The organism is Sporomusa sp., from assembly GCF_057736855.1.
In genome coordinates this window covers 1-12,187 of record NZ_JBYKYF010000069.1, presented here as the reverse complement: position 1 = coordinate 12,187, position 12,187 = coordinate 1, and the positions used below count along the sequence as shown (strand labels likewise).

Annotated in this window: 11 protein-coding genes; 10 read left to right on the top strand and 1 reads right to left on the bottom strand. The window is 42.2% G+C overall.

Translation table 11 applies throughout. The features are described from left to right. Positions 1-74: 74 nt before the first annotated feature. Positions 75-1,127, bottom strand: a complete 1,053-nt coding sequence (locus AC29Z1_RS06580; protein WP_488270663.1) for a nicotinate phosphoribosyltransferase — start codon at positions 1,125-1,127, stop codon at positions 75-77. Positions 1,128-1,251: 124 nt separating this feature from the next. On the opposite strand from AC29Z1_RS06580, the gene folP reads away from it, so the two are divergent. The 10 genes from folP to hslU all read left to right on the top strand — a co-directional run bounded on the left by folP (position 1,252) and on the right by hslU (position 12,179). Beyond that, entirely contained in the window at positions 1,252-2,454 is a 1,203-nt protein-coding gene (gene folP, locus AC29Z1_RS06575; RefSeq protein ID WP_488270662.1) for a dihydropteroate synthase, read from the top strand. Positions 2,455-2,470: 16 nt separating this feature from the next. After that, a complete protein-coding gene (gene folB / locus AC29Z1_RS06570) occupies positions 2,471-2,839 on the top strand; it encodes a dihydroneopterin aldolase (RefSeq protein ID WP_488270661.1) in 369 nt (122 codons plus the stop codon). Further along, positions 2,836-3,342, top strand: coding sequence for a 2-amino-4-hydroxy-6-hydroxymethyldihydropteridine diphosphokinase (gene folK, locus AC29Z1_RS06565; protein ID WP_488270660.1), 507 nt, complete (start codon positions 2,836-2,838; stop codon positions 3,340-3,342). The genes folB and folK overlap by 4 nt, the downstream gene beginning before the upstream one ends. Positions 3,343-3,352: 10 nt before the next feature. After that, positions 3,353-4,453: an MGDG synthase family glycosyltransferase gene (locus AC29Z1_RS06560; RefSeq protein ID WP_488270659.1), complete on the top strand. Its 1,101-nt coding sequence runs from the start codon at positions 3,353-3,355 to the stop codon at positions 4,451-4,453. A 149-nt stretch (positions 4,454-4,602) separates the two neighbouring features. Further along, positions 4,603-5,691 carry a DNA-processing protein DprA gene (gene dprA, locus AC29Z1_RS06555; RefSeq protein WP_488270658.1) on the top strand — a complete coding sequence of 363 codons (1,089 nt, stop codon included), beginning with the start codon at positions 4,603-4,605 and terminating at the stop codon, positions 5,689-5,691. Continuing rightward, a complete protein-coding gene (gene topA / locus AC29Z1_RS06550; protein WP_488270657.1) occupies positions 5,688-7,880 on the top strand; it encodes a type I DNA topoisomerase in 2,193 nt (730 codons plus the stop codon). The genes dprA and topA overlap by 4 nt, the downstream gene beginning before the upstream one ends. Further along, positions 7,873-9,168: a methylenetetrahydrofolate--tRNA-(uracil(54)-C(5))-methyltransferase (FADH(2)-oxidizing) TrmFO gene (trmFO, locus tag AC29Z1_RS06545; RefSeq protein ID WP_488270656.1), complete on the top strand. Its 1,296-nt coding sequence runs from the start codon at positions 7,873-7,875 to the stop codon at positions 9,166-9,168. The genes topA and trmFO overlap by 8 nt, the downstream gene beginning before the upstream one ends. 100 nt (positions 9,169-9,268) lie before the next feature. Beyond that, entirely contained in the window at positions 9,269-10,210 is a 942-nt protein-coding gene (locus AC29Z1_RS06540; RefSeq protein WP_488270655.1) for a tyrosine-type recombinase/integrase, read from the top strand. A 21-nt stretch (positions 10,211-10,231) separates the two neighbouring features. Beyond that, positions 10,232-10,762 carry an ATP-dependent protease subunit HslV gene (gene hslV, locus AC29Z1_RS06535; RefSeq protein ID WP_488270654.1) on the top strand — a complete coding sequence of 177 codons (531 nt, stop codon included), beginning with the start codon at positions 10,232-10,234 and terminating at the stop codon, positions 10,760-10,762. A 16-nt stretch (positions 10,763-10,778) separates the two neighbouring features. Beyond that, positions 10,779-12,179, top strand: coding sequence for an ATP-dependent protease ATPase subunit HslU (gene hslU, locus AC29Z1_RS06530; RefSeq protein WP_488270653.1), 1,401 nt, complete (start codon positions 10,779-10,781; stop codon positions 12,177-12,179). Positions 12,180-12,187 lie beyond the last annotated feature (8 nt).

Here is a 12,187-nt window from a genome sequence, read left to right as displayed (position 1 = left end):
ATGTTGAGGCAGTTCCAGTTGTAGAACTGGTTACCCCAACATTTATTATAGAGCCGATTGTTTCGTTTTTTGTTTTACTTTACCAATTCTAAGCGAGGATTAGGCCGGTAGCTACGACCAACTTTGGAACAGGGTTGGCCATCAACCATAACAACATCAGCCGTAAAGTTATAGTTTTCATTAAACAAGCTACTGCCTACCGCATATATATCCACAGGTACATTGGCGGCTTCAAATTCACGGATTCGATCAGCATTAAAGCCGCCAGAAACCATGATTTTTACGTGGTTAAAGCCTTCTTTATCTAGTGCTTGGCGTACATTAATTACCAATTGGGCACAGACGCCTGTAGGTTTAAATGTCCCCATATGAGGGATTACTGATACATCGACAAGATTATCTGCAGTATCAAGACGGACTGCCGCCAATTTATCGCCCAATTCTCGTGCAACCGCCAAAGAAGTAGCAACGCAGTCATTGTTAAAATCAACAAGTGCTACCCGGTTAATTTCTGGATCAATATACTTATCAAAGGCTTTGGTAGCTTTCACGGTATCACCGCCGTAAGTGGCAATTAATGCATGGGGAATAGTACCAAGCGCTTTTGCACCCCATAATGCGCCATTGGCGGGAGTGGATACACCGTGAACACCGCCGATATGAGCGGCATAACCATCAGATGTCTGCACTGAGTAATGGTCAAAACGTGATGGAAAGAACAAGACTGGTTTACCATTGGCGGCCTTAACTACTTTGTGTACATTTGTTGCAATTTTAGTTTGGCGGGACAATACGCCTAAATACACGGTTTCTAGATGAGCAAAATCAGCTAAATCTCCCTCAATCGTCATAACGGTTTCCCAAGGTTCAATCAAATCGCCGTCATGCAAAGCATGAATAGTTAATTTATCAGGGTTATTAGCGCACTTTTTAATTATGGCAATGGCTTCATCTATGCCACAAAGAACAGCATGTTGACGTTGGAAAACCTGCATAAGTACTTTGGGATGGTGATTATCTTTGATCAGGATTTCTTGGGTGCGAACGAAATAATTGTCACTATAATAGCCGCTTTTTATTTGCTCAATAGGAAGGTTAAAAAGGTCAGGCGATAGGCGTTGTTTCATTGATAGGCCTCCTAGATATTGTGAATCGAATAATAAATTTCTAAAATTTGCATAATAATATTTATTCTATATAAATTTATGATACAATAAAATTACATTTTGCTGCAATAGGGGAGGAGCGCGAATGCAATATAATATGCGCATAATCGAAATAAAAAATCAGGAACAGGCTCGAAAAGAACTGCAAAAAATCAATTGTGATCCTGGTGGTACGGCTATTATGTCCAATAAAGTCGTACATAAGACAATAAAAATCGAAAATGTACTGAGCAAAGCTTCGCTGATATTAAAACAGACTTTTCTTTCAAAAGGTGGCGAAGCAGCGGTTACCAGAGGCGCGGCTGATTTTAGCGAAGAGTATACTGACATAGTGTTAAGTGGCAGCTTGAAACACTTTAAGCAGGCCATTCCGCAACTAAAGGGTCAACCATGGGGACTAAATCAACTCGCTGTAGAGTTAGAGTCAGTTATTGCTGCTAGCGAAAACTTTCCGTATCGTACTTATCAACTAGGGCAGCATACTTTATCGATTACCCCGGGAAAAACGCTGATTATGGGAATATTAAACTTTACGCCAGACTCATTTTCTGACGGCGGTAAATATAATAATCTTGATGCCGCCATGCGGCATGTTGAGCAAATGATTAAAGATGGTGCTGACATTATTGACATTGGTGCTGAGTCCACCAGACCGTATGGGGCACAGAAGATTTCTGCTGATGAAGAATTGGGCAGGCTAATGCCTGTGCTGGAGAAAGTATTAGCCAACTTTAGTGTGCCAGTTTCTGTCGATACTTATAAAAGTTGTGTTGCCAGAGAAGCACTTAAAGCTGGAGCCCACATAATTAACGATATCTGGGGTTTACAGCTGGAACCGGAAATGGCAAAAGTAGTTGCAGAATATAATGTGCCGGTGGTCATCATGCATAATCAGGAGGGCACAGAATATCAGCGGGACGTTATGTCCCATATTTTGGAGTTCTTGCGTAAGAGCATCGAAATAGGTACAGCAGCCGGTATAAATCCTAATAATTTTATTGTTGATCCAGGCATTGGCTTTGGTAAAGGTCTTAAAGAGAACTTGGCCGTAATGGCACGCCTTGAGGAGCTAAACTCGTTAGGGTGTCCAGTATTATTAGGTACTTCACGCAAGAAATTTATCGGCGAAATCTTAGATTTGCCGCCTGACGACCGGGTGGAAGGAACCGGAGCCTCAGTTGTGTTAGGAATTACCAAAGGTGCAGCCCATATTGTTCGGGTACATGATGTAAAAGCGATAGCCCGCATGGCCCGCATGACAGATGCTATGTTAAATGCTAAATATTAACTGGGGGAAGAGTAATATGAGTCATAAAATATCTTTGAGGAATATGATATTTTACGGTTTTCACGGGGTATATGAGTTTGAGCGGGAATTGGGGCAGCGTTTTTATGTAGATGTGGATCTGAAGGCCGATTTAAAGCAAGCTGGCGTGAGTGACCGGCTAGAAGATACCATTGACTATGTATCTGTATATAATCAAACCAGGGAAATTGTGGAAAATAAACGCTTCCAATTGTTAGAAGCCTTGTCCTATCATTTAGCGGGAGAAATTTTGCGCTTACATCCATTAGTTGAGGAAGTTGCTGTTAGGGTACGCAAGCCTTCGGTACCTATTGCCGCTGCTCTTGACTATGTGGAAGTAGAAGCTGTTCGGAGACGTGGCGAATGATTGTCTTAGGATTGGGTTCTAATATAACTAGCAATAATAATACCAGAGAAGATAATATTGCGAATGCCATCAGCATATTAAACGGGCATCCGCGTATTACAGTGGTAAAAGTATCCTCTCTTTACGAGACAGAGCCAGTAGGATTGAAGGAACAACCGAGTTTTTTAAATGCGGTTATTGCTATTGATACTGATTTATCGCCACTGGAATTATTAACCGTTTGCCTTGAAACTGAACGAAAAATGGGGCGGATACGCGAGGTTCGGTGGGGTCCGCGTAATATTGACATAGATCTATTAGTTTATCATGATGTGGAAATGGTCGAACCTGTACTTGAATTACCGCATCCCCGTATGCCTGAGAGAAAGTTTGTATTAGTTCCTTTAGCTGAGATTGCTGCAAATGTTCCAATATATAAAGGCAAAACAGCGCAGGAGATGTTGGCTGCTTGCTCAGATGACAGCCAGGTTGCTTTTTATGGCCGGCTGACAGTATCTCGGTAGGAGAATGCTTTTGTCTAACAATAAAGTTTTGTTTATGAGTGCGCCTATCGGTGCCGGCCATATCCGGGCGGCTCAAGCTGTCAGCCAGATGCTCAAAATAACTAATCCTGCCTGTGAAACAGAACTGTGCAATGTATTTGATTTTTTTCATCCAGTTATTGGACAGACAATACTCAAAAGCTATTTGAAACTACTGGACATTTTTCCGCAGGCATATGGAAGCATGTATAGCTGGGGAAATCAAAGTCAGATGGCTGTAATGGGACGGGATTTAATCAGCCGATTTCTTGCTAGACGTTTGGTAAAGTATATTTGTGATTTTCAACCAACGGTTATTGTATGTACTCATGCTACTCCAGCGGGACTAGTAGCTTGGTGTAAGAAAAAGGGCTTGCTTACGGTGCCGGCAGTTGCAATTATTACAGATTTTGTTACCCACCGATTATGGGTTTACCCGGAGTTTGACCATTACTTTGTGGCTCATGCTGGCATGGTGGAATACTTAAATACATATGGAATCGCGCCAGAGTTCGTTTCTGTGACTGGTATACCGATAAGCCTAGCATTTAGTCAGCCAAGCGATAGAAGTCAGGTATTCACTAATCTTAATCTTTCACCGGAAAAGAAAACGATAGTGCTTATGGGAGGCGGCGCTGGCGTCTTGCCAATGGATCGCATCTTGAAAACTTGTATGGAGATTGACAAGCCATTACAGTTTATCGCTATTACCGGAAATAACCGACAGATGTATCAAAAACTCACGCGTATGGTAACAGCTTCAAAGCATCCGGTGAGGGTCTTAGGATATATAGATACTGTGCATGAAATTATGAGTGCAGCCGACTTATTAATTTCTAAGCCAGGTGGTATGACTGTCTCGGAAGCTTTGGCATTAGGCGTACCGCTGATTATTTACCGACCAATACCAGGCCAAGAAGAAGCAAATACACATTATTTATTAGCCAGACGAGCAGCTCTGAGAGCCGATTCGCTGCCAGAATTAAAAACGATTTTGCAAAATTTGGTGGATGAAGAACAGGCTGCTGTACTTGGTTGCCCTGATGCGACTAAAAAAATAGCTGAATTTTTAGCTGATAAGTATTTTTATTAACAAAAAGCAAAATTATTGTAAAAAATGTTTAATTTGAGACTCTTGACTCTTGACCTTTGGTTTTTATCCCAGGTATAATTGCTAGTATTATGGTTTAAGTGCTTGCTATTTGGCGTTTATAGTACTAGCGAATTGTGGAGGAACTGGATATGGAACAATTTTACTTGGCTGCCTTGCAAATGGTGCCAGGTATTGGCAGTTCACGCATGAAGGTCTTGGTTGATTATTTTGGTAGCGCCCGGCAGGCTTGGCAAGCTGATCAGGGCGATTTATTTTTATCCAAGTGCCTTGATTCTACTGTTTGTAATAATTTACTTAGTTACCGGGACAAGATAGATATACATAACTTGGCGGAGACATTATTTAAAAAGAAAATATCCCTTTGCGCTATAACTGATGATAACTATCCGGTGTTACTCCGCAACAGCTATAATCCGCCTTATATTTTGTATTACCGGGGGACTTTACCAGCAAACAGTAAGCTGATCGCCATTGTTGGCTCTCGTAAAGCTACGGCATATGGAAAAAATGCTGCCAGCATGTTAGCTTCAGCGTTAGCTGCTGCAAAAGTAGGTATTGTTAGTGGTGCGGCTCGTGGAATTGATACGGCTGCTCACAAGGGGGCACTGGAGCAGCAGGGATATACAATAGCTGTACTAGGATCTGGTGTTGATGTTGCCTATCCGCCGGAAAATGCAAAAATGCTGGCAAGTATCGCTGAAACTGGTGCGGTGGTTTCTGAATATGCACCGGGTACTGTGGCCTATCCCGGTCATTTTCCAGCCCGTAATCGTATTATTAGTGCCTTGGCGCGAGGGGTTATTGTGGTTGAAGCTGCTGAAAAAAGTGGAGCCTTAATAACCGCTGATTTTGCTCTAGAGGAAGGGCGAGATGTATTTGCCGTGCCTGGTAGTATTTTTGCAAGCACTAGTAAAGGTGTCAATAAGTTATTAAAGATAGGAGCAAAACCAGTCGATTGTGCATCCGATATTCTTGAAGAATATGGTTGGGAAGATCTGTCGCCTGTCCAAACAACACTCGCGTTATCTGCGGAAGAACAAGCTGTATATGGAGTGCTCAATTATGACGAGCCCATAGGTATCGAAGAAATTGTAACAAAGCTGAAGGTATTACCGGCAACAGCCGCATATATATTATTGCAACTTTCATTACGGGGTTTGACGGTTGAACATAGTGCACAACGCTATACTCGTGCCGTTAGGGAGGGAATTGAGTGAGCAAAGCTCTAGTTGTAGTAGAATCCCCGGCCAAAGCCAAGACAATTGAAAAATTTCTTGGAAAAAATTACGTAGTAAAAGCTTCTATGGGACATGTGCGGGATTTACCCAAAAGCCAATTTGGGGTTGATATTGAAAATAATTTTTCGCCTAAATACATTAATATCAGAGGTAAGGGCGATATAATTAAAAGCCTGAAAGACGCAGCCAAAAGTGCTGATACTGTGTATCTGGCAACAGACCCTGATCGTGAGGGTGAAGCCATAGCCTGGCATTTGGCCCACATTCTTAATATTTCTGAACAAAGTACATGTCGCATTGAATTTAATGAAATTACTAAGCCGGCTATTCAACAAGCTATCAAAAAACCTCGTCCAATTAATTTACCCCGGGTGCATGCCCAGCAAACCAGGCGGATACTTGACCGGATCGTAGGCTACAAACTTAGTCCACTGCTTTGGCGAAAAGTACGTAAGGGATTAAGCGCTGGCCGGGTACAATCGGTTGCTGTCCGTTTAATTTGTGATAGGGAGAAAGAAATTCAGTCGTTTGTACCAGAAGAGTATTGGACAATTACTGCCAAACTTAAAGAAAAGGCTTCAGCTAAAGCATTTGATGCTGTATTATTTATGGTTGCTGATGAAAAGCTGGACGTCAGCAACCAATCAGAAGCCGAAAAGATTGTAAATGAACTCACTCATGCTGAATATGTAGTCAGTGATGTAAAAAAACGGGAAAGAAAACGAAATCCCCATCCTCCTTTTACTACCAGCAGTCTGCAGCAGGAGGCTGCTCGCAAATTGGGCTTTACCTCCCGCAAAACAATGATGGTAGCCCAACAGCTATATGAAGGCCTGGATATCGGCCGAGCTGGCCAAGTAGGTCTCATTACCTATATGCGTACCGACTCAACCAGGGTAGCCGAGACAGCCCAGCAGGAAGCTAGAACCTACATCGAAAGCAAGTTTGGTGCAACCTATCTGCCAGCTAAACCGCCTATCTATACCAATAAAAAATCTCAAGATGCACATGAGGCTATTAGACCTACATCGCTGGAATTATCACCGGAGACTATCGGGAAACATTTAACCAAAGACCAGTTAAAACTCTACACATTAATTTGGGAGAGATTTATTGCCAGTCAGATGACACCGGCTGTGTATGATACGCTTACTATCGAGATTACTGCTGGAATTTACAAGCTAAAAGCTACTGGCTCCCAATTAAAGTTTCCTGGATTCTTAGCCGCTTTTAGCGGTAGCATCGGTAAAGGCAAAGAAGAGGAGCAAACTGCTGATAGTGATCTTGATATAGAAACGACGTTGCCTGACTTAACGACAGGGCAAATACTAAAACTCTCTAAACTAGAACCCAAGCAACATTTTACTGAACCGCCCCCGCGTTACACTGAAGCCTCATTAGTAAAAGCACTCGAAGAAAAGGGAATTGGGCGTCCTAGCACTTATGCTCCGATTATTGAGACTATTGTTGCTCGTGGTTATGTAGAGCGTGTAGAGAAGAGATTTCATCCGACCGAGTTAGGAATTGTGGTGCTGGATCTGCTCAAACAGTATTTTAATAGAATCATTGATATTAAGTTTACTGCTGAAATGGAGGACAAATTAGACGCGATAGCCGAAGGGAGCACATCATGGCTAAGTGTCTTAGAAGAGTTCTACCATCCTTTTGCCAAAGATTTGAGCTTTGCTGAAGAAGCAATTGGGCACGTGGAACTACCTGTCGAAGTATCTGACGTTCCTTGCGAAAACTGCGGCAAGATGATGGTTATCAAGCAAGGACGGTATGGTAATTTCCTGGCATGTCCCGGTTTTCCTGCATGCCGAAATACCAAACCTATCTTGAAGGATATTGGTGTGAAGTGTCCTAAATGCGGTGGAGCTATTGTTGAAAGAAGGACTAAGCGACGTAAAATATTTTATGGTTGCGAGAAATACCCGGAATGTGATTTTACTACCTGGGATGTGCCACTAAAAGAGAACTGTCCTATATGTGGTGCCTACATGGTTAGACATAAATATAAAAATGGCGGGTTTGCAACTGTTTGTAGCAATGAGTCTTGTGCTTCAAAGCACTTGCCTAACAACCCAGAAAAAAGTAATGCAGAAGAAAAGGTGGAAGAGCCAACCTCTAACAAGACTTCTGTAAACCGGAGGAAAAAACGTGGCTAAAGTAACAGTATTAGGAGCCGGGCTGGCTGGCAGTGAAGCTGCCTGGCAGTTAGCTGAAGCTGGTATTGACGTAGATTTGTATGAAATGCGCCCCAAAGTTATGACCCCGGCCCATCACACGGGCTTGTTTGCTGAATTGGTATGCAGTAACTCCTTGCGAGCCGCTGCCATCGAAAATGCAGTCGGTCTTTTAAAAGAAGAGATGAGACGACTACATTCATTAATAATGAAGGCAGCAGACGCTCATAGTGTACCAGCAGGTGGGGCTCTTGCCGTTGATAGAAGTGAGTTTAGCCAGTTTATTACTAATAGTATTGTGAATCATCCGCGCATCTCAGTTATTCATAGCGAAGTAACCGAGATTCCGGATGACAGACCGCTAGTAATTGCGACTGGTCCGCTGACTTCACCAGCTTTAGCGGAGGCTATTGCTGGTCTTACGGGTAATGATTATCTATATTTTTATGATGCGGCTGCCCCGATAGTAACGGCCGAGTCGCTGAATATGGATATCATTTACCGAGCTTCCCGCTATGGAAAAGGCGATGATGATTATCTTAACTGTCCAATGACGAAAGAACAATATGAGTTGTTTTGGCATGAACTTGTCCATGCAGAAACAGCAGAACTCAAAGAATTTGAAAACATGGTAGTCTTTGAGGGGTGTATGCCTATTGAAACTATGGCTGCAAGAGGCATAGACACCATGCGTTTCGGTCCTTTAAAACCTGTAGGGTTAAGGCATCCGGAAACCGGAGAACTACCTTATGCCGTTGTACAGCTTCGCCAAGACAATTTTGCCGCAACGCTGTATAATATTGTTGGTTTTCAAACTCACCTTACATGGCCAGAGCAACGGAGGGTGTTTAGACTTATTCCTGGCCTGGAAAACGCAGAATTTGTTCGCTACGGAGTAATGCATCGCAACACATTTATCAACTCTCCTAAAACACTGCTCCCGACATTGCAAATGAAGGGACACCCGGGGATCCTATTTGCTGGACAGATTACCGGGGTAGAGGGTTATGTTGAGTCAGCAGCCAGTGGTCTCGTAGCTGGTATTAACGCTGCTAGGATTGCACAAGGTCTTGAACCGAGAGTCTTTCCCGCAGAGACAGCGCATGGCGCACTATGCCGCTATATTACGCAAGCTGATTTGTCTAATTTCCAGCCTATGAATATTAACTTTGGTCTCCTACCCCCGTTGGGATATAAGATCAAAGATAAAAAACTTAAAAATAAAACTATTGCTGAACGGGCATTAGCGGCTCTTAGAGAATTTATTTGAATAATACGACAATAATATTGCGGAATTTTCATAGGTATGTTAGTATTATAGTAATTTCCGCCAAAGGTTCATTAATCATGGACAGAAAATAATGATAACAATGTCTGATAACAACCAAATAAGTCAAATTCATAAATTTATTGATGAATTTATGTTTTATTTACAAATTGAAAAAAATGTTTCCCGCCACACAATGCTAAATTACCACCGCGATATTTACCGATATATTGAGTTTGTATCAAATCAGCATAGCGGTGAGATCTTGTCTGGCTACACACATCCATTGTTAGTTCGTAGTTATTTATCTCATTTAAAATCGCAAGAGTACGCTAAGGCGACCATTATGCGACGAATTGCGGCGCTTAGGTCGTTTTTCCGGTTTTTATGCCGAAAAAGTATTTTAAATGAAAATCCATGTGCTGCAGTTAGAACACCAAAACAGGAAAAAAAACTACCTGTTTTTTTGGAAATTAACGAAGTTAATGAATTAATGGCATTGCCGGATGACAGTCCGCTTGGGCTTCGGGATAAAGCACTGTTAGAATTACTTTATGCGACAGGCGTACGGGTTAACGAACTTTCAGAAATTACTCTGCCAGATATTGATTTTGCCGAACGAACCGTTATCGTTTCAGGTAATGGTGCAAAAGCGCGAATCGTTTTGATGGGCAAGGCGGCAGCAGAATATGTAGAAAGATACCTCTATCATGCACGCCCGGTATTATGTGCAAAGCCTGGAAAATATGGTCGTCAATCAGAGCATCATCACAACCGGTTATTTGTCAATAACCGGGGAGGACCGCTTACTGATCGAAGTGTTCATCGGATTGTTAAAAAGTATGTGGAAAAACTGGCATTGCAAAAAAAAGTCAGTCCCCATACCTTTCGTTATACGGTTGCTGTCCATTTACTAGATAATGGTGCAGATCTCAGTACGGTTCAGGATTTACTAGGTTATGTTAATTTGTCGACCACCGGACTTTACACCCATACTACAGAAAGACTCAAAGCCAGCTACAAAAAATCGCATCCACGTGCCTAAATTTTCCTGGGAGGTGTTACCATGTTTCACGCTACAACGATTGTTGCTGTTCGCCATCGGGGAAAGACTGCTATAGCTGGAGACGGACAGGTTACTTTTGGTCAAAATACAGTCATGAAACATAATGCAAAAAAGGTACGTCGTCTGTATCATGGTAAAGTATTAGCAGGGTTTGCCGGCTCAGTTGCAGATGCATTCACATTATTTACAAAGTTTGAAAATAAATTGGAAGAATTTAATGGTAATATGATGAGAGCATCTGTCGAACTTGCTAAAGAATGGCGATTAGATCGAGTTTTGCGGCGATTGGAAGCTCTGCTCATCGTTATAGATTCCGAACATCTTCTGATTATATCCGGCAATGGGGAAGTTATTGAACCAGACGATGGTGTTACAGCGATTGGTTCAGGCGGACCTTATGCCTTGGCAGCAGCTAGAGCGCTGGTTCAACATTCCAACTTGCAGGCTGCCGATATTGCCCGTAAAGCACTTGAGATTGCAGCAAGTATTTGTGTTTATACCAACGACCACATTACTGTAGAAGAACTATAATTATTATATAAGGGGGATGATTTTGCTGGAACTTACACCAAAAGCTATAGTTGAAGAATTGAACAAATATATAATCGGTCAGCAACAGGCAAAAAAATCAGTGGCGGTGGCACTGAGAAACCGTTGGCGTAGCAAGAAGTTGCCTGCAGAATTAAAAGAAGAAATTGTCCCTAAAAACATTTTAATGATTGGACCAACCGGTGTCGGTAAAACCGAAATAGCCCGGCGTTTAGCAAAACTTGTAAATGCTCCTTTCGTTAAAGTGGAAGCCACTAAATTTACTGAAGTTGGTTATGTGGGTAGAGATGTTGAATCCATGGTGCGAGATTTACTGGAAACTTCTATCCGCATGGTCAAGCAGCAAAAAATGCTGGAAGTAAACGATAAAGCGAAAGAGCTTGCTGATGAACGCATTCTTGATCACTTTGTTCCCCCGCCGAAAAAGGAAAGCCCGCGGAATCCATTTGAAATGCTATTTTCCGGCGGCATGGGGACTAATCAGGACAATGCTTCCGAACAGGTGGAAACGCCAGCTTCTAATACTGCTCGCGAATGGTGGCGTAAACGTCTTATTAACGGCGAACTTGAGGATGAACTCATCGAGATTACGGTAGAGGATAATAGCCAACCAGTCCTAGGAATGTTTGCTGGAACCGGCATTGAAGAAATGGGCATAAACATACAGGATATGCTTGGTAGTTTAATGCCGAAGAAACAAAAGAAACGCAAAGTGACTGTGGCCAACGCCCGTAAACTTTTTATTCAAGAAGAAGCACAAAAATTGATTGATATGGATGAGGTTACTGCCAGCGCTATCGAGTTGGCAGAAAACTATGGGATAATTTTTCTTGATGAAATCGATAAGATAGCTGTCAGAGGTCATAGTTCAGGGCCTGATGTTTCCCGGGAAGGCGTTCAACGTGATATTTTACCTATTGTTGAAGGGTCAACTGTGGTAACAAAATATGGGCCGATAAAAACTGATCATATTTTATTTATTGCTGCCGGTGCTTTCCATGTTTCGAAACCCTCTGATTTGATACCTGAACTACAAGGACATTTTCCTATTCGGGTTGAGCTTACTAATTTGTCCAAAGAAGACTTCCGGCAAATACTGACTGAACCAGCTAATGCGTTGATAAAACAATATATTTGTTTGCTAGAAACAGAAGGCATAAAAATTGAGTTTACCGAGGACGCTATAGATGAACTTGCCGATATTGCTTACCGGGTAAATCTACAAACCGAAAATATTGGGGCTCGTCGATTGCATACTATTTTGGAAAAACTCCTAGAAGATTTGGCGTTTGAAGCACCTGATGTTCCTGAGCAGCATGTTGTTATTAATCGCGAATATGTAAAAGCAAAACTTGACCATATTGTTGTTAATCAGGATTTGAGTCATTACATTTTATAAACAGTGGT